The 18369-nt window shown below is 47.0% G+C and carries 15 protein-coding genes; 9 read left to right on the forward strand and 6 right to left on the reverse strand.

The window, feature by feature from the left end; translation table 11 throughout:
• Positions 1 to 135: 135 nt before the first annotated feature.
• Complete coding sequence (locus JMX98_RS08955; RefSeq protein WP_227680102.1) at positions 136 to 3132, reverse strand: ComEC/Rec2 family competence protein; 2997 nt, start codon at positions 3130 to 3132, stop codon at positions 136 to 138.
• Positions 3133 to 3367: 235 nt separating this feature from the next.
• Here JMX98_RS08955 and JMX98_RS08960 point away from each other — a divergent pair, with 235 nt between their 5' ends.
• On the forward strand, positions 3368 to 3949 hold the full coding sequence (locus JMX98_RS08960) for a DUF2062 domain-containing protein (RefSeq protein ID WP_227680103.1): 582 nt from the start codon (positions 3368 to 3370) through the stop codon (positions 3947 to 3949).
• A 73-nt stretch (positions 3950 to 4022) separates the two neighbouring features.
• Here the strand turns inward: JMX98_RS08960 and JMX98_RS08965 are convergent, their stop codons facing one another.
• From JMX98_RS08965 to JMX98_RS08975, 3 genes are all read right to left on the reverse strand, one after another.
• Positions 4023 to 4343, reverse strand: coding sequence for a hypothetical protein (locus JMX98_RS08965; protein ID WP_227680104.1), 321 nt, complete (start codon positions 4341 to 4343; stop codon positions 4023 to 4025).
• A gap of 108 nt (positions 4344 to 4451) precedes the next feature.
• Complete coding sequence (lolD, locus tag JMX98_RS08970; protein ID WP_075101090.1) at positions 4452 to 5132, reverse strand: lipoprotein-releasing ABC transporter ATP-binding protein LolD; 681 nt, start codon at positions 5130 to 5132, stop codon at positions 4452 to 4454.
• A 64-nt stretch (positions 5133 to 5196) separates the two neighbouring features.
• Entirely contained in the window at positions 5197 to 6432 is a 1236-nt protein-coding gene (locus tag JMX98_RS08975; protein WP_201586023.1) for a lipoprotein-releasing ABC transporter permease subunit, read from the reverse strand.
• Positions 6433 to 6885: 453 nt separating this feature from the next.
• Between JMX98_RS08975 and JMX98_RS08980 the strand changes: the two genes are divergently transcribed.
• The gene (locus JMX98_RS08980) at positions 6886 to 7857 is read left to right on the forward strand and encodes a hypothetical protein (RefSeq protein WP_201586024.1); all 972 of its coding nucleotides are present in this window, start codon (positions 6886 to 6888) and stop codon (positions 7855 to 7857) included.
• Between the two features lie 180 nt (positions 7858 to 8037).
• On the opposite strand, the gene JMX98_RS08985 is transcribed toward JMX98_RS08980, so the two are convergent.
• Complete coding sequence (locus JMX98_RS08985) at positions 8038 to 8427, reverse strand: SCP2 sterol-binding domain-containing protein (protein WP_201586025.1); 390 nt, start codon at positions 8425 to 8427, stop codon at positions 8038 to 8040.
• A gap of 883 nt (positions 8428 to 9310) precedes the next feature.
• Between JMX98_RS08985 and ccoN the strand changes: the two genes are divergently transcribed.
• From ccoN to JMX98_RS09015, 6 genes are all read left to right on the forward strand, one after another.
• A complete protein-coding gene (ccoN, locus tag JMX98_RS08990; RefSeq protein WP_201586026.1) occupies positions 9311 to 10792 on the forward strand; it encodes a cytochrome-c oxidase, cbb3-type subunit I in 1482 nt (493 codons plus the stop codon).
• A gap of 9 nt (positions 10793 to 10801) precedes the next feature.
• Positions 10802 to 11440: a cytochrome-c oxidase, cbb3-type subunit II gene (gene ccoO / locus JMX98_RS08995; RefSeq protein WP_201586027.1), complete on the forward strand. Its 639-nt coding sequence runs from the start codon at positions 10802 to 10804 to the stop codon at positions 11438 to 11440.
• Complete coding sequence (locus JMX98_RS09000; RefSeq protein WP_075101084.1) at positions 11440 to 11622, forward strand: CcoQ/FixQ family Cbb3-type cytochrome c oxidase assembly chaperone; 183 nt, start codon at positions 11440 to 11442, stop codon at positions 11620 to 11622. Before ccoO ends, JMX98_RS09000 begins: the two co-directional genes overlap by 1 nt.
• Entirely contained in the window at positions 11619 to 12764 is a 1146-nt protein-coding gene (gene ccoP / locus JMX98_RS09005; RefSeq protein WP_201586029.1) for a cytochrome-c oxidase, cbb3-type subunit III, read from the forward strand. The genes JMX98_RS09000 and ccoP overlap by 4 nt, the downstream gene beginning before the upstream one ends.
• A gap of 408 nt (positions 12765 to 13172) precedes the next feature.
• Positions 13173 to 14582 (forward strand): cytochrome c oxidase accessory protein CcoG, encoded by a 1410-nt coding sequence (gene ccoG / locus JMX98_RS09010; protein WP_201586031.1) that lies wholly within the window; start codon positions 13173 to 13175, stop codon positions 14580 to 14582.
• Positions 14583 to 14888: 306 nt separating this feature from the next.
• A complete protein-coding gene (locus JMX98_RS09015) occupies positions 14889 to 15470 on the forward strand; it encodes a FixH family protein (protein WP_201586033.1) in 582 nt (193 codons plus the stop codon).
• A 366-nt stretch (positions 15471 to 15836) separates the two neighbouring features.
• Here the strand turns inward: JMX98_RS09015 and ttcA are convergent, their stop codons facing one another.
• Positions 15837 to 16934 (reverse strand): tRNA 2-thiocytidine(32) synthetase TtcA, encoded by a 1098-nt coding sequence (gene ttcA / locus JMX98_RS09020; protein WP_413786542.1) that lies wholly within the window; start codon positions 16932 to 16934, stop codon positions 15837 to 15839.
• A 418-nt stretch (positions 16935 to 17352) separates the two neighbouring features.
• Here ttcA and queC point away from each other — a divergent pair, with 418 nt between their 5' ends.
• Positions 17353 to 18129 carry a 7-cyano-7-deazaguanine synthase QueC gene (gene queC, locus JMX98_RS09025; RefSeq protein ID WP_201586035.1) on the forward strand — a complete coding sequence of 259 codons (777 nt, stop codon included), beginning with the start codon at positions 17353 to 17355 and terminating at the stop codon, positions 18127 to 18129.
• Positions 18130 to 18369: the final 240 nt, after the last annotated feature.

The raw sequence follows: 18369 nt of genomic DNA on the forward strand, positions 1-18369 counted from the left end.
GTGAATAGTGCTGCTAAGTATGGTGCTATTTTTAGCATGGTTCAATAGCATAACGGTAAAATATAGTATAACGGTGAAATATCACCATATTGTAACACTGATCGGCCAAACCTTGTTTTTATGGCAGCATCTTTATTAGGGTGACGCCATACTTGTATCTCTTGTCTCTAAGGGCAGTGCGGCTGGCAATATTTTATCATCATGCGTGATAACTACCCCGACACGCTGGCGCTCTAGTACATCAGCGGTGACAGACGACGTGCTGTGACCGAGCCACCTACTCTGTGCCGACGTTGCGCGCTCATCTGTACACATCAGCGACCATAACTGCCAGACTCGTGCATGGCTATCGGCATTTAAGATGATGCGTTCAGGCGGTGTATGGCGCTGCGGCGATGATGAGTCAGACGGCTGAGTCGCTAAGCGATCAAGAAGTGCTTGCACGCTAGCAGCAGAAGATTTGAGCGGTGCAGCCGCGTTATACCTAAGCACTTGTATCGGCATACGGCTACTCTTTATACCGCTAAGATCGATCGCTATCGTACAGTCCCACACGCTAGCGTCCTCTATCTGACGCCAACCAGTCATCGCGGTGATGGACAACTTGTCATTGGCCGATTGCCATGTTTTGCCCTCCTCACAGCGCTGCGCACTGATAGAAGACTTTGCCGCGGCGGGATGAGTGACTTGATAAGCGACTTGCAAGGCTGGCCATCGATCGATGCGCCCTGCTTGCCAGTACTGATAAGTCGGTAAATGCTGCGATAGCTGCAGCACTGTCAGAGGCAACAACTCAGAGGTAGAAGCCTGCAAGGACTTTGGCGGATCATCATTGATTTGTCTTTGACTCAAAGCGGCGCTACTACTTTGTACAACGACACCGTGCAAGCGCTTTATTGATAAGCTACCCAGCTGCTGCGCCACAGTGGCAGACAATGCCTCTGCGGTAAGCCTACTTGGCATGGTCGGTGCATCACTTGGTCTGTGATCTGCCAAAAATAACCAACTGACTTCATCTTCATCTTCACCACTCTCCCCACTGTCATCCGTCATGGGGTATTGCAGCACACTGGCGCTTATATACTGATCGCCAGTCGGCAATAAGTAAAGCGTCGGTACAGCCATCAATGATTGCTGATTGGCATAAACCGTCATCATGAGCAGCACCAAAGGCGGCAGTGCTAACCCGCGACTGATGAACCCTCGTGGCAACAGCCAAGGCAATATCACCAATACCATCATTAGCACGATAGCCATGTTGATGGGTGTGTACAACCACGCGGCAGACAATGCAGGCAATGTCGTCAACCAATCGATTAGCTGATGCAAACTCAGGATAATGGCGGTGACAAACGACCATAGACCATCTGCCAGCGTCGGCGATAGCAGATAAATCAAGCCTGCCAATAAATTCAGCGGTACAATGACCCAGCCGAATAAACCGATGGCAAACATATTGATGATAAGACCCCATAATGAGGCCTTGCCAAAGAGTAGCAATGTGATGGGCAATAAAGCAATAAACAACCAAAACTGTAACTTAAAGACGCGTTTGGCTACGCCCCATCCCTGCCGCAGCCATAGCCTGCCGCCAGCCTCATTCTGATGCGACGATGGTGTGTTTGTCTGCGTGCTGGCCAATGTATGAGGGTGATGTGATCTGTCTTCATACTTAAGTAATAGCGCCACTGCGACAAAGGACAACCAATAGCCTGCCTGCCATAATACATAAGGATCGCACCACGCCATAAGAACAGCCAGCGCCAGTAATACCCGCATGGTACTAACAGGCAATAAGCTCAGGCGCATCAGTCCTATAGCAAATAGCATCCAGGCGGTACGAGCAGCAGGCACATCAAACCCAGTAAATAGCGCATAAACAAAAGCCGCGCCAATCATCACCCACCAGCGTACTTGCCAGCGTGGTACGTAACGATACAAGGCGGGATATAACTGATTGACTATCATCACCGCTGCACCTGCCAACACAATGGCCAAAAACAAAACGTGGGTGCCTGATATCGCCAGTAAATGCGAGATACCCGCCAGCTGGTATAGCTCTTTGGTATCGCGACTGATAAGGCTCCTATCTCCTGTCAGCAAGCTGAGCGTAACCGCCTTTGCTTGTTGCTCATCGCCAGTAAGCACATGCCAGCCTTGATAAAAATGCTGGCGCAGCTGCCAGCGTCCGCGATCGATATACGTACGCACGCGCGACAGATGAGAAAGAGAAGAAGATGCTACAAGCAGATCTGTATCAGCAGTACTGACAGGCTGCGTCGCTGTTACCAATACACGCGCCACTCCATCGATATGGCGACCGCGCAACCAGCGATAGCTGTCAAAGCCAGAGGGGCTACTGGTTGCCTGCTCGGCCATCGCCAATGGAGACAGCGCTAAGCTCATCCACCGCGTCTCCCCTGGTTTTAGCTGAGAGAGATTAGCAAACTGCTTGGCCGTCTCTGGCCGACGCGAAGATTGAGGATAAGCACTAAGCAATATGCGATGCCTATCAGTGTGCAGCGTATCAAGATTGATTGAATTTCTTTTAATACTTAGGCTATTTTTATTGGTATGTGATTGTACATCTGCTAAGTGGCTGGCGGTGATATTATCCAAATCTTGCGGTGTCAGCTCAGAGACCAAAGGCGAGAGGTGGGTGATGACTGCCACCTGCCGATAGCCAGTGTCTGCAGCTGCATCCAAAACACTATCGCTGATACCTTCGATTGTCACCAATGCTTGCACGCGTAGTGGCGCAGTGATTTTGCTCGACTCCGCTTGCTGGTGACTGACCAGTGCTTGTAACGCGCTAACCCCTATTAGCCCCGCTGCCAGTATCACGACCACTATATGACGGGCAAGGAACAAAAGGCGTTTGGTAATGGATAACTCAATAACAGGTGACTGCGAGGAGGTGTGAGGAGAAAATGGCGTTGATTGCGCGGCTGGAGTGGCAGGTGTATAAAGGCGAGAGAGCATAATAAGCGCAAGGCTCATCACCACTAGTATGAGGGCTAATACTGAAGGATTAATGGTATCAACCAGTGATGAGACGCTTGGCATGCTATCTGCAACGGCCAGCACTCCCATCATCACGACGATAATCAAACCACCTACCAACCAATACACCAGCACTCCTTGCTCGAGGATTTGATCATAAACCCATCAGACTGACACGTCATGCAATAGCATTTACACGACTATTACCCTATACTAATTGCCTATATTGCGCTAAGGATGATCTCGCATTGTTAGCCTTTATATTCTAATAAAACTTTTAGCCTGATTTTTATTATTAATACTACTTTATCTCAGTCCATCAATGCGCTTGAGCGGACTGTCGTTAACGATGAAAGGCGATCCTGTGCCCCAAAAACGTCTCAAAGACCTGCTCCCTACACCAGAAAAAATCCTAGAAAGCCGTACCTTAAAACTGTTTGCCCCGCAGCTGGCTGACGCACGTCTATGGCATTTTAACCGCCATAGCTTAAACAAGGCGGTCTATATCGGTGTACTCAGTGCATTTTTTCCTTTGCCAGGGCAAATGCTGCTGGCCTTACTCGGCTCGCTTATTTTTCGTGCCAACGTCCCTATGGCGCTTGGCCTGACTTGGATTACCAACCCTGTGACCAGCCTACCGATATTTTATGCAGGCTATTATATCGGTGCCAAAATCATCGATGTACCCATGATCAGCCTGCGATTGATCGGTCGGATGATTGCTGATTTTAGTTTATGGGCATTATCAGACGGTGCCAACCCCTTTATCACTTATAAAGGCACGGTATCACTGACCGCTTTTTGTCTTGGCCTGACGATATTGGCCGTGGTTAGTAGTCTTATTTGCGGTCTGGCGTTCAAGGCTATTTGGCGCTACAAAACCGTCGTTAGTTGGCAAAAGCGGCAACAAAACGCCTCAGACCAACCGCCTTATGACAAACCCTAATACAGCCTCTGTCATACCATCCTTCTATTATTGCTAATACCGCTAATTCGCCGTCCCATGCCAGCCCTTCGCGCTATAGCTCGCCTTTACGCGCTTTATGCGCATCAATGGCGTTTTTGACCTTGTCGGTCAGATTACTGTCCATGACAAAGACCTCAATCACTTTGTCATCATTGAGCAGTACATAGCGCTTGCCTGTGGCGCTGTCTTGTACCTTTAAGTCGTAGTCCACGCCTGCGATGGTGATCGCATCAAAGATTGGTGTGAGTATCTCTATTTGCGCTTGTCTATCTAAGGTATCAAACAGCGCCGGATCGATATACGGCTGCAACGGCTCGTTGCCTTCTTCGGCACTACCAAACGCAGCGATTGGGTCGTCATCTTTATTCATCATAGTCACCTTTTTAACTATAAGCAACGCTGTCAGTGATCAGCTTGTGATTGGAATTTTATATCAGTTCTTCTAGTCTATTATTGGCTTGGGTGTGCCTCTACTTGGGCGTTAGTAGGCTTCCCAATGACCGTTACGCAGTAGCAGTTGACGATCTGCCAGTGCCGCTAGGCTGCGATCATGAGTCACCATCAGTAGCGCCGTTTGCATGGTGTTTTGTAACTCTGATAACAACCCAAATATACTCTGGGCGTTGTCATAGTCCAAGTTACCCGTTGGCTCATCGGCTAAGATCAGTGAGGGCTTGGTGACCAGCGCACGCGCAATCGCCACTCGCTGACGCTCACCGCCCGATAGCTCACCTGGTCTGTGCGTCAAACGGTGCTCCAAACCGACACTCTTTAGTATCGCAATGGCTTGATCTCGAGCATCAGTCGTCGATACTTTTGGGCGCATCAGCAGCGGCATAGCGACGTTTTCGACCGCGGTAAACTCTGCCAACAAGTGATGAAACTGGTAAATAAATCCCAAGTACTCATTACGCATCGCCCCACGCTCAGTCTCATTCATGCTATTGAGTAACTTGCCATGTAGCCAAACCTCACCACTGGTTGGTGTATCAAGACCGCCCAGTAAGTGAAGCAACGTGCTTTTTCCTGAGCCACTGGTGCCAACGATGGCGATACGCTCGCCTGCATTGACGGTCAAATCCAGACCTGTCAATACCTGCGTACTGACCGCCCCTTCATCATATATTTTATTGATGTTTTTTGCCTCTAAGATGGCAGACATGGTATTTCCTTTATTTTATTGCTATCGCTATTGATTTTATATCATGCACAGTTGGGTAAGTTTATCACTCATAACGCAGCGTTTGCGCTGGTTGTATCTTAGCGGCACGGCGTGCTGGATAAATAGTGGCCAAAAAGCTCAGTATAAACGAGGCCGTAGTAATCAATAGCACATCTGTCAAACGCAGCTGCGATGGTAAGTAATTGATAAAGTAAGCATCAAATAGATTTAGCCCAAAGCTTTGATTGATAAAGCCCAAGATATCACTGACCGTCAGGGCAAATATAATACCCAATACCGTCCCAGCAATGGTACCGATAAAGCCAATCACCACACCTTGTACCATAAAGACCTGCGTAATCAGACGTGGTGACGCGCCAAAAGTCTTTAAAATCGCGATGTCGGCTTTTTTGTCAGTGACGAGCATCACAAGGCTTGAGACGATATTAAACGCGGCAACCAAGATGATCAAAAACAGCAGCAAACCGACCATGGCTTTTTCCATCTGGATGGCACCAAACAAATTGCCATGCGTCTGTGTCCAGTCACTGGGATAGAGCCTTTCAGGAGCGATGGCCGCCGCTTTTTCTGCTGCCATTGGGGCAGCAAAGATGTCATCGAGCTTCATGCGCACGCCCTGCGCGCCCTCTGGCAGACGCAGCAGTTTGGCGCCATCGCCCATGGGGATAAACGCCATCAGGCTGTCGACCTCTGGACTGATGGTAAATATCCCCGTCAAGGTAAAGCGCTTAAACCGCGGAATCACGCCAGCAGGCGACGGAGAGGCTTCTGGCAAGACCAGCGTGACTTTATCACCCAGCTGCAGCCCGAGCGATTGCACCATCTCCTCACCCAACACGATATTAAACTCGCCGCTTTGTAGGGTATCAATACTGCCTTCGACCATATGCTCATTGATGATAGAGACGTCTTTTTCGTATTCAGGCTCGACACCTGTAACCATGATACCCGCGACTTGGCCGTTTGAAGTCAGCATCCCTTGTAGCTGGATAAATGGCGCAACTGCTGCGACCTCAGGGTCTTCTTTGATCTGAGAAGCCAGATCCTGCCAGTCACTCATAATCTCTGATGACACCACCGTGGCTTGCGGCACCATACCCAAAATACGGGTCTTGAGCTCACGATCAAAGCCATTCATCACCGAAAGCACTGTGATCAATACCGCAACGCCAAGCGTCAAACCAATCATGGATATCAGCGATATAAAGGAGATGAAGCGATTACTACGCTCTGCGCGGGTATAACGTAAGCCGATAAATAACGCTAAAGGACGAAACATATTCAAACTCTTTATCTTATCTACGTGCGACTCTATATATGTTATAAAAACAAGTGGTGGTGCCGCGCTCTATTTTCTAAGAACACTGACCATACCCACATATAAATCAAACACAAAAATAGGGTTTCAGACGAGCCAAACGCAGCCGTCAAAAGGGAGCTAGTTTGACACAATTTGTCTTATATGTGCCAGTCATTCGCACAAACTGCCCATTTTTTTTGCGAAAAAACTCACTTTTGTTATTATTTTTTATGAGGGGCTTGCTATTGCTTGCGGCAATACCTATATATTATATGCCAAAGACAATTGTCATTAACCCCTAATTCATTGCGGTTTGTTGACCTCTCGCTAAAACGTCGCAGCTTATCATCACCCAATTTTGATATGATATATTGGTATATAAGCCCGTCACTTTAGGTCCAAACCCCACGCTGACTTAATTTTGAGTATCTCATGACCATCAACTACCAATATAAAAACATCCAGTCCCCCACCAAAGTCGCCTTGAGCGACGAGCAATCAGCCGGCCATGCTGATCATTGGCGTATTCTGACAGACGATATGAGTAACGACGTCCCAGAGTGGCTACAGAAGATGATCGAACATGCGGCGATGCCCAAAGGCCTAAACAACAACATCAGTGCCAAAGACAGCTGTCTGCTGCTCTCAGAAGACCAGCCTTGCCACATCAATCAAGTACTGGCCATGAAAGATGGCAAGCCTGAATGTTTTATCAATGCCTACCCCTGCGTCGATAGCCCATACGGGCTGCATTGTAAAATCGAGCGGATCATTGCCAACGATCACTTGCACGACGCCGTTTTGCGCTTACGCACGGCTGATGGCAGTATCATTTATGCCTTTGACCAACTTTATACCACCAATCGCCATTTATATCAGCAAGACACCAGTTATTTTGTCAATTTTAGCGCATGGGCGCACGAAATGCAGCTAAGCGAACAAAACGAAGTGGTGATGGTGGAAGATCAAGAATCGATTCGTTATCACCGTGCTTTTAATGACATCGTCGCTGCCAATGACGGCCAAATCCCAGATGACCTACAAGAGCAAATCAGCAACTGGCAACCTGAGACCAAAGAGCAGATGGCACCTGTCGAAATCAACCTTGGTCATATGTGCGCGTATTTATTTGGCGACACCTTAGGCCAAGAGGACGAGGCATGGTGCCAAGGTCAAGTGCTCGGTAAGCAAGAAACGACTTTTAATGACAAATCCATTTTGTTGTTTGATGTAGTGATCCTGCGTGAGCAAAATGCCGACCCATTCGTCGTGCGTATCGCTGCCCTCAACACCCCTGAAACTGCCGCGATTGCTGTTCACGACTATGTGCAAGCAAACGTTTGGCTCCAAGCCGCTATCTATAAAGAAAACCAGCAAGCGTCGGCGCAGTCTAAAGCCAGCTGATAAAATTAAATTGATACAATCTAATAAAACAAGACAGTAGTCCGATAAACAGATGATTGTCCCGCTGTTATGACAGTTGAATGTTTGAGCAAATAAAAAGCCCCTAAATAATTAGGGGCTTTTGTACATCTGAGTGAATTGTATATCAATGGCTTGAGTACAAACCACTCAATATAAGATCTACGCCATCGTCGTCATAGACTTGATACGAGTATATAGCTCTTTTTGCTCAGCACTTGGACGCGCGGTCTGCACAGCCATCAGCTGCGACATATCGCCTTCGACACGAATCTTGCCTGCCATAAACGCCCCCATGATTTCATTGGTATTAAAATCGGTGATGATAGATTGTAAAATATCACGATCCAACAGCAAGGTCGTTGTCGCCGATTCATTTAGACCGCGGTGCAGTAGGCCATTGGCAAAATTGGCCTCGATATCTTGCTCAGCATCAGACACTTTTAGATTGACCACCATATTTGCCAAGGCAGGCGGCAGGTTTAACTCACCCGCGTCATTGCTCATTTGCTCTACTTGCTCAAACCATTCATTTGTCAAAAAAACTGCCATATTATTATCCTTAATTGTTATTAAGACGCGCCTCGTACCAATAACGAGGGCACACCTTAGATTAGGCGACCAAAGGTGCGCGGTTATCGATTGTGTTCAGCCACATTATAAAGGCCGAGCAGCGGATAAGTAAAACTTATTTAGACAGCATATGACGAGATTGTTACAAAAATACTGGCCACTTCAAATCGCATGGTCGCAACGATCATGGGTCTGATACAAGATAATTGCGGCGATATCGTTGATGTTTTTTGCCTACCATCCACCGCATTTTTTGTCGCAGGTACCCTTTAGAATCGTCGCAAAACTGGGTATAAAATGCACAAATGACACAGCGATTTTCCGCTGTTTGCTCAGATTTTTACCAAAGAGTTTGTATTTTGGCGCATGAGTGTGATGATATTTGATTAGGATTGCGTTACAATACCCTTAAACAGAGTCGGGAGTTTTAACTAAACATTACCTAAACATGTTTTTTTGTCAGCCGCCGCTAGCATACATCTACGGTCAGTAGGCTTTAGGACCTTATGGATATTGGTATCTATCTTCATTGGTACAGCGTTTTTAGTAATAATTAAGATAAATACTTTGCCTCATTAGATGTTTGATGCTCAAAACGGCGCATCTGCTTATTTATTTTGACAGGTTGTTAACAATCCTACTATCGAGCAGCTACAAACCTTTGGCGTCAATACGCTTTGGTCTTTAATACCCGCTGCTATTAAGCGCAAGCTTAGCAAGCTTAGACAGATAGGTGATAATCTAAGGATAATAGGCAGACCAAAGACAGCATGTACCGCTAAGTTCATCTAAGAGATAGTTCTAGATGGTGCGGAGCGTTAGTTAATTCTGTTGATAATTCGGGCTGTAAAGGAATCATCCAATGAGTTTACAAAACACAGCAGTCGCCCCTATAGACCGCGAGTATGAGATCACTATCGTAAGATTCTTTACGATTATGACTGTCATCTGGGGCATCGTCGGCATGAGTCTTGGTGTGTTCATTGCTTCACAGTTGGCATGGCCAGCACTCAACTTTGACATTCCATGGCTGACGTTTAGTCGTTTAAGACCGCTACATACTAATGCGGTCATTTTTGCGTTCGGTGGCTGTGCCCTGTTCGCAACGTCTTACTATATCGTTCAGCGCACCTGTAAAACGCGCCTATTTGCACCGTACTTAGCTTGGTTTACCTTTTGGGGTTGGCAGGCAGTGATTGTTTCTGCCGTTATTACCCTTCCTCTAGGTTTGACGTCAACTAAAGAGTACGCTGAGCTTGAGTGGCCTATTGATGTCTTAATTGCTTTGGTATGGGTCTCTTATGCCATCGTATTTTTTGGTACAATCATCAAACGCAAAACCTCACACATTTATGTGGCTAACTGGTTCTTTGCTGCTTTTATTATTACGATTGCCCTACTGCATATCGTAAACAGCATGGCCATTCCTGTTAGTGCGTTCAAATCTTATTCGCTATTTGGCGGTGCAACTGATGCGATGGTGCAATGGTGGTACGGGCACAACGCGGTAGGTTTTTACTTGACGGCGGCGTTCCTTGGAATGATGTATTATTTCGTTCCTGTACAGATTGGTCGTCCTATTTATTCTTACCGTTTGTCTATCGTTCACTTTTGGGCATTGATTGCTTCATATATGTGGGCTGGTGGTCACCATTTGCATTATTCAGCGCTTCCTGATTGGACGCAGTCATTGGCAATGGTATTCTCCGTCATTCTATTTGCACCATCTTGGGGTGGTATGATTAACGGTGTACTCACGTTATCAGGTAGTTGGGATAAGCTGCGTACCGACCCGATCATTCGCTTTATGATTGTGGCATTGTCGTTCTACGCGATGTCGACGTTCGAAGGCCCAATGATGTCTATCAAGACGGTGAACGCACTATCACACAACACTGACTGGACAGTCGGACACGTACACTCAGGCGCGCTTGGCTGGGTTGGTATGATTACCATTGGTTCGCTATATGTACTGTTACCACGTATCTATAACAAACCAAAAATGTACTCTGTCAGCTTAATCACTACGCACTTTTGGCTGGCAACTGCTGGAACAGTTTTCTACATCGTATCTATGTGGATCTCAGGTATTGGCCAAGGCATGATGTGGCTTGCGACCAACCCTGACGGTACTTTGGTATATAGTTTCGTTGATACGGTTGAGTTCTCACACTTCCCGTATATCGGTCGTGCTTTTGGTGGCTTCTTATACGTATCGGGTATGTTTGTTATGGCATATAACTGCTATAAAACACTCAAGATGCCAGAAGGTAAGCCTGTAGATGTCGCGGATCCAACGGATCATGAACCTAGTGTCGAAAAACCATCGACAGCTAACGTATAAGGAGCGATCATGGCTGGTACACCGCATGAAATTATCGAAAAAAATACAGGCTTGTTGGTCATCTTTATTGTCATCGCAATCAGCTTTGCAACTTTGGTAGAAATCGTACCACTGATTTATGATAACAAAAGCCCTGAAGAAGGCGGGGTAAATGCTCCCCTTCCTGCTATGGAGCCTTGGACAGCGCTTGAGTTTGAGGGGCGTGATATTTATATTCGTGAAGGTTGTCACGTCTGTCACACTCAAATGGTGCGCCCATTACGTGCTGAAGTTGAGCGTTATGGACCGTACTCACGCGCTGCTGAGTCAACATGGGATCATCCATTCTTATGGGGCTCAAAACGTACTGGACCTGATTTGGCACGTGTTGGTGGACGCTACTCTGAAGACTGGCAAAAACAGCACTTAATCGCACCGCGTTCATTGGTACCAGAGTCAGTCATGCCTGGTTTCCCATGGCTTGCCACCAATGAAGTAAACGGTGCAAATGTTCAAGCTAAGATGCGTTTATTCCGCGATCGCTTTGGTGTTCCTTACACTGAAGAAGACATCGAAGGCGCGCCAGATGCTGTTCTTGGTGCCACTGAGCTTGATGCTTTAGTTGCCTACTTACAACAACTAGGCACCGCGATGGAAGGACAGCGCTAATGGGTATTGGTGAATTACAAACAATTGCGACCGTTTCTGCCTTTGTTGCCTTCGTAGGTGTTGCATGGTGGGCGTATTCGCCAAAAAACAAAAAACGCTTCGAAGAAGATGCACAACTTGCGCTTGATGACGAGGATGTAAAGTCTCTGTCTGAAGAGCAGCGCAATAAGGATAAACGATGACATTTTTTTGGAGTTCTTGGATTACCATCCTCAGTATCATGTGTTGGGCAGGTATTCTTGGGGTTTTGTTATTTGTATTAAAATACAAGCCAGACCTCGAAGAAGACGGTACGACTGGTCATACGTACGATGGTATCCGAGAATATGATAAGCCGCTGCCTAAATGGTGGTTAGTGATATTCTTTGGTTCAATCATTTGGGGTGCCGCTTACTGGGTATTTTTCCCAGCAATTTTCCCAGCAGGCTGGAACGGTTTGGCGACAGTAGAGGTCGATGGTGAAACAGTGCCATGGTCTTCTAAGAATGAGTTGTTCAGCGAGCTTGAGAGCAATAACAAAGTATTTACAGATAACTTTGAAAAGAATATCTTGGTTAAAGCAGATGCAGCAGGCGCAACTACGACACTAGCGACGCTGAACGAGCTACAAGCGACCATGCGTCGCAGTGACAACCCGCCAGCTGACCTGCAAACTCAGATCGACCAAAAAGTTGCAGAGCTGGCGCCATATGTCGAAAAGCTGTCTGAAAACCCAAATGCATTGAAAGTGGGTAGCCGTTTGTTTTTACAAAACTGTGCGGTTTGTCACGGCTCTAATGCCAAGGGCGCCTTGGGCTATCCAAACCTCACCGATAACGATTGGTTATACGGTGGTGCGCCTGAAAACATCCTAACGACCCTACATAATGGCCGGGTTGGTGGCATGGCAGCATGGCGTGATCAGATCGGTGAAGATGGCGTACGTGCAGTCTCTGAGTATGTCCTATCGATCTCTGGTAACCAACAAGGTTATGATCTGGATCAGACTAAAGTTGCACAAGGTAAGGTCATCTTTAACGAGCCGACTAACTGTGTGCTTTGTCATGGTAACGACGCTAAAGGTATGATTTCTACTGGTGCGCCAAACCTGACAGACGATATCTGGCTCTATGGCGGCGATCGCGAAAGCATCCGCGAGACCTTACGTTATGGCCGTGCTGGTGTGATGCCTGAGTGGCAGACAAAATTGGGTAATGAGCGTATCATGCTGCTTGCCGCGTATGTCTACTCTTTATCAGACAAGCCTGTTAAATCAGCCAAAGCTGCTACAGCAACTGCGACCGCTGCGACGACTGAAGCGCCAGCAGAAGCTACTGCTAACTGATTATAATCGTTATTAATCAGCCAATTGCTGATATCGTTTAATGGATTTACCAGAAAGGGAGAACTGTCATTGCAGTTCTCCCTTTTATATATATATTTTATATATAGGCACCTATATAAGGTATCAGTAGATTGCTTTTTAGGATTGTCACCCCATTTATAGTAGGGAGAATGTTAAAATATATACTTGATAGGCAGAGATATTGATGGCTTGCCCGAATGCCGCATTGCCTATCGGCTCTTAGCTATTGACCATCGATTATTTGGTAGATGGTTTGGCATCGATTAGGTGATTGTCTTGCCCTCTACCCACTGACATTGATAACATCGCACACTCATGCATCTTATTATTCAAGGTGTTTGTTCATCATGCCAGCAGACTGATTCTTTTTTTTAAAGAGGCACGTTTATGTCAGCACAACAACCCAATAAGATCCCTGTACAACAAGTAGACCTCGACGCCACCAAGCATCGCGTCCACCCTAGGTTTGTCACAGGTTTTTACCAAAATATTCGTGTCATCACGATGTATGCACTACTGGCGGCGTTTTTGTTATTGCCATGGCTGCGATACAACGGTAGGCAGGCGATATGGTTTGATGTCCCCTCACAGCACTATTATATCTTTGGCATGACGTTTTTGACCCAAGATTTTTATTTTTTGGCAGCATTCGCCATCATCGCAGCCTTTACCCTTTTTATGGTGACTGTATATGCGGGCCGCGTCTGGTGTGGTTATGCCTGCCCGCAAACGATTTGGACACATCTTTATCAGTATGTCGAAAAATGGGTAATCGGCGATCGTAACAAACGCATCAAGTTTGACAAAGAACCGATGAGCGCAAAAAAAGCATTTAAGCGAGCGTTGGTCTATTTTATTTGGTTTGTGTTTTCTGTGATTACAGCAGCGACCTTTGTCAGTTATGTCGCGGGCACTGACTATCTGTATCAAAGCTGGCAGATGATAGGGATTGTCCCTGTGCCTGATTGGCCAACGTGGGTATGGATTTCGATGTTTATCTTTACCTTTGCCACTTATGCCAATGCCGGTTATATGCGTGAGCAGATGTGTGTACATATTTGTCCTTATGGCCGCTTTCAGAGTGTGATGTTTGATAAAGACACGCTCATTGTTTCCTACGATTATGAGCGCGGTGAGCCGCGTGGCCCTCGCAAAAAAGGCACCAACCCTGATGACTTAGGCGACTGTATTGAGTGTCAAATGTGTGTGCAGGTGTGCCCAACCGGTATCGATATTCGCGATGGTTTACAAGTCGCTTGTATTCAGTGCGCCGCTTGTATCGATGCCTGTAATGAGATCATGGACAAAGTGGGCTACCCACGTGGCTTGATTCGCTATACGACCGAGCGTCAATTGGCCGAAAAAGAGCCGAGCCGTGTACTGCGCCCGCGCCTATTTGCTTATCTGGCATTGCTGACGATACTGTGCGGCGGTGTGGTATATGCGCTCACAGGCCGCGTGCCATTAGAGCTTGATATTCGCCGTGACCGCAACCAGCTGTCCTCTATCAATAATCAGGGTATGATCGAAAACAGCTATATCATCAAACTGACCAATAAGACCCAAGAGCCGCATACTTATAAGATCGCCTTGGAGCCACAAGAAGGATTGAGCTTAGCGCTACGATTTAACGATGTGCCTTTAGAAGCAGGCGAAAGCTTTGATATGCCACTGAGCATCTATGGCGATCCAGATGTGATCGAATTTGGTCAAACACCAGTGACGCTGACCGTGACCAGCGAAGATGGCAAATATCAGGTAAGCAAACAAAACATCTTTACCACTCAAGGTCAGTAAGCAAGAGCTTTAAAGGCTTTGATTTTTCAAAGCACTGACATTTAAAAGTGTTTAGGTTCAAAAGCTTTTATGCTGCAAAGCGCTGAGAGTCAAGGCTCGGCGCTCAAAAGTACCAAGACGCCGTGCTTGGTGAGGTTGTTTTTATAACGCTCATCCGTTAGTCTCTCACAATTGGTTTGGTTAGCGATTGGCGGATGACTCATTTGTCACTTGGCAGCAGTGTGCCATTAGATTATCCAGTGATAGCGTTTACGGTATCTAGTGATATGATATCTGCTAAACCGTTATCTGATTAATAGGTATTTTATGTCTACTCCAGCACCAAACTTTAAGCATCAAGATACGCAGCCATGGTATAAAAACTACATGGTCGTCATCTTTGTGATTGGCATGCCAGCGCTGGTCGTGATCGCATGCCTCTGGTTTGTGTATTACTCCTACCAAATCCGTGACAGTGTGGTACGTGACGACTGGTATATGGATGGCAAGACCCTCTACCATGATATCTCTCGTGATAAGCTCACGCATGATTTGGACTTGCATGGCGAAATGCAGTTTGCCGATAATGGCGATATTGTGTTTTATTTAAACTATCCTGAGCAAAGCTTACAGACGGGCAAGCTCCTAAACGGCACACCTCTCACCTATCCTGAGACGCTGGCGCTGTCTATCTCTCATGCCACCGATATCAAAAAAGATCGCGATGTGGTGCTCCAGCACGAAGAAGGCAATAAATACCGTGCTCATGTCGATATCGATCCTGTAAAAGCCAAATACTATCTACAAGTGAGTAATGATGGTAAGGATGACTGGCGTATGCAAGATGTGGCACGGCTACCGCGCTCCGAGGTAAGCTTTGAGCCGCTACCCGTCTTTTCAGAAAGCTAACCACAGGGTTGGCTCTTAACTGGCACCAAAACCAAAAAAACCAGCCATTAACCAGGGCGTGTTGAACAGTCACAAATAGGCACTGCTGATCGCTAAAATTGTTCCAGGCAAGGCGCAAAGCGACGATAATGCAGATGCCTTAGCTAGATTTGCAACGCAGTATGGCGCAATTTTAGCATCAGCCGTAGGGACAGGACTCTTTTTTGCCGCTTCATTGGTAAAAATAGACGCTTAGAGCGACTAAGCTTACTATTTTTACCTTCGAATCGTCTAAAAAATATTCTCTGTCAGTGCCATGGTTGAATGTTCAACACGCCCCAATGCGCTGGTTTTTTTCTGACACGGGTGTGAGTAAATCGGCTCTCTTTAAATCACAGGATTAATCGTTGGAATCTTCTGTGCGGTAGAGCGGCTGTCTGTGGGTTTCTCTGCTGGCGGCTTGCTGGCAAAATTAGGATTAAACGTTTGGGTCTCAGGCGCGGTAGGCAGACCAATATCGTTCAAGCTCTGAATCTGCCCTGCTTGGATATTATCCCCCTCAAACAGACGCTCCTCATTATCACGATCGAGACTCAAGGTCTCAAAGTCAAACAACTCACGGTCGGCGAGCTGTGATGGTGCGACGTTTTGTATGGCCTTAAAAATAGACGCCAAACGCTGCGGATGGGCATCGTCCCACTCACGTAGCATGTCATTGATGATGGCACGCTGTAGATTGGTTTGACTGCCACATAAGTTACAAGGAATGATGGGGAACTCTTTGAGCTTGGCATACTCGATGATGTCTTTTTCTTCGACATAGGCCAGTGGACGAATGAGCAAGTTTTGCTTGTCATCACTGAGCAGTTTTGGTGGCATTGATTTTAGCGCGCCGCCATGAAAGAGGTTTAAAAAGAACGTCGCGAGCATATCGTCGCGATGATGGCCTAATGCGATTTTGGTCGCGCCTATTTGCTTGGCAAAACCATATAGCGAGCCGCGACGTAAGCGCGAACAAGCCGAACAATAAGTCTTGCCTTCTGGTACCACGCTTTTGACGATACTATAGGTATCTTTTTCTAAGATATAATGAGCGATGCCCTGCTCGTTCAGATAAGCGGGCAAAACATCCTCAGGATAGCCTGGCTGCTTTTGGTCCAGATTGACCGCCACGATGTCAAAGTGAATCGGCGCGATACGCTTGAGTAGCAGCAAGATGTCTAGCAGGGTGTAGCTGTCTTTACCGCCTGAGACACATACCATCACCACATCGCCATCTTCGATCATATTAAAGTCACGAATCGCCCACGATACTTGGCGGCGCAGCTTTTTTTGTAGTTTGCGAAACGCCGCTGTTTGCGTAGGCTCCAACGTGCTACCGTCATCATCCGCGCTATTGTCAGCAGCATCTATGCTATCGTGCTCAGGGTACAAATTATCATTGCCCAAGCCTGCATCGGCCGCTGTATCAACAAGCTCTGGCATGGCGTTTGGCGTGAATATGGTCGCTGCAGTCATAAGTTACTCAATATCTTTACTAAAATTATATGGCTATCATGAAGGGCAATCTATTCATCGGCAATTCGTTAAAGCCTGCGCTGACATAGATATCTTGGAAACTTTGGAAACTTTGGATGCCCTAGGTGCCCTGACGGCTGCGATTATATCAAAGTTTGCTAACAGATTGAAAAGATGACGTTAATTTATCCGCGCAACTTGTCACAGGCGCGAGCGGTGGCTAGCTTTAGGCACGCATCATTAACAAGACGCCTGAAGGTTCTGTCAGGCAGGTGTTTTTGCTAAAATAGCCAGATCGCCTCCATCACTATGGTGTTAGTCTTTACTTTTGCTCATCACCATTGATAAGCTACTCACTATTTCTCAACCAATAACAGACGCCACTATGACTCACGCTACCTTGCCGCCCGCCTCCTCTTCTCAAGCTGCTGACGAGCCAGTCACAGATTTGTATAAGCAAAACGCCGTCGTACTACTATCAGGCGGACTTGATTCGGTAACCTGCTTGTATTGGGCCAAGGCGCGCTACGTCTCGGTGACAGCGGTCAGCTTTAACTACGGACAACGCCACAACAGTGAGCTTGTCGCTGCAAAAGCCATCGCCAAAACTGCCAAGGTCAGCCACCGTATCATTGATATCGATATCGCGCAGTTGGGTGGCTCGTCTTTGACCGACCACAGTATGACGATCCCTGATGGCGCTACCGACACATTTCCCAATCAGCAGCACGATGAGGTCGATAATGACGCCATTCCCAATACTTATGTGCCCGCACGCAATACGATTTTTTTATCCTATGCGCTGGCCGTGGCCGAGGTGACCGATGCCAATCATATCGTCATTGGCGTCAGCTCCGTCGATTACTCAGGGTATCCAGATTGTCGCCCTGAGTATATCGCGGCCTTTGAACACATGGCCAACCTCGCGACCAAAGCGGGCGTAACCGGTCATCATTTGTCGATTCAGACACCGCTGCAGCAGCTGTCTAAAGCCAAAACCATCGAGCTTGGTCTATCATTGGGTGTCGATTATGCTCAGACGATTTCTTGCTACCGCGCAGATGCCAACGGCTTGGCTTGCGGTACGTGTGATAGCTGCGCGCTGCGCCGCCAAGGGTTTGCCCAAGCAGGCGTCGTCGACCCTACCCGCTATCAGCCCTAAGCGCAGATAGCGCAGTTTTTGTAGGCGCGCAGCCCAACAATCAACATTTGCGAAACATTCGCTTGCATTAACACAGCATGCCATCATTGTATTTTGCGCCCTATCCTTGCTATGGTATGTGCGATTGCATTGATTGCAAGACATTAATTACAAAACCTAAGTGACGATATCATCCGCATATCGCTGTACCTTGATAACAGCGACGCATACCAAATTTATAAAACAAACGCCATCTGTAAG

The sequence above is a fragment of the Psychrobacter sp. HII-4 genome, assembly GCF_904846595.1.
GTDB classification, from domain to species: domain Bacteria; phylum Pseudomonadota; class Gammaproteobacteria; order Pseudomonadales; family Moraxellaceae; genus Psychrobacter; species Psychrobacter celer.

What these genes read in the sequence shown, in the direction of transcription:
- JMX98_RS09015 (WP_201586033.1), top strand. Translation starts at nt 14,889, where the DNA reads ATGTCTACTCCAGCACCAAACTTTAAGCATCAAGATACGCAGCCATGG.
- ccoG (WP_201586031.1), top strand. Translation starts at nt 13,173, where the DNA reads ATGTCAGCACAACAACCCAATAAGATCCCTGTACAACAAGTAGACCTC.
- queC (WP_201586035.1), top strand. Translation starts at nt 17,353, where the DNA reads ATGACTCACGCTACCTTGCCGCCCGCCTCCTCTTCTCAAGCTGCTGAC.
- ccoO (WP_201586027.1), top strand. Translation starts at nt 10,802, where the DNA reads ATGGCTGGTACACCGCATGAAATTATCGAAAAAAATACAGGCTTGTTG.
- JMX98_RS08985 (WP_201586025.1), bottom strand. Translation starts at nt 8,427, where the DNA reads ATGGCAGTTTTTTTGACAAATGAATGGTTTGAGCAAGTAGAGCAAATG.
- JMX98_RS08980 (WP_201586024.1), top strand. Translation starts at nt 6,886, where the DNA reads ATGACCATCAACTACCAATATAAAAACATCCAGTCCCCCACCAAAGTC.
- JMX98_RS09000 (WP_075101084.1), top strand. Translation starts at nt 11,440, where the DNA reads ATGGGTATTGGTGAATTACAAACAATTGCGACCGTTTCTGCCTTTGTT.
- JMX98_RS08965 (WP_227680104.1), bottom strand. Translation starts at nt 4,343, where the DNA reads ATGATGAATAAAGATGACGACCCAATCGCTGCGTTTGGTAGTGCCGAA.
- ttcA (WP_413786542.1), bottom strand. Translation starts at nt 16,934, where the DNA reads ATGCCAGAGCTTGTTGATACAGCGGCCGATGCAGGCTTGGGCAATGAT.
- JMX98_RS08975 (WP_201586023.1), bottom strand. Translation starts at nt 6,432, where the DNA reads ATGTTTCGTCCTTTAGCGTTATTTATCGGCTTACGTTATACCCGCGCA.
- lolD (WP_075101090.1), bottom strand. Translation starts at nt 5,132, where the DNA reads ATGTCTGCCATCTTAGAGGCAAAAAACATCAATAAAATATATGATGAA.
- ccoP (WP_201586029.1), top strand. Translation starts at nt 11,619, where the DNA reads ATGACATTTTTTTGGAGTTCTTGGATTACCATCCTCAGTATCATGTGT.
- ccoN (WP_201586026.1), top strand. Translation starts at nt 9,311, where the DNA reads ATGAGTTTACAAAACACAGCAGTCGCCCCTATAGACCGCGAGTATGAG.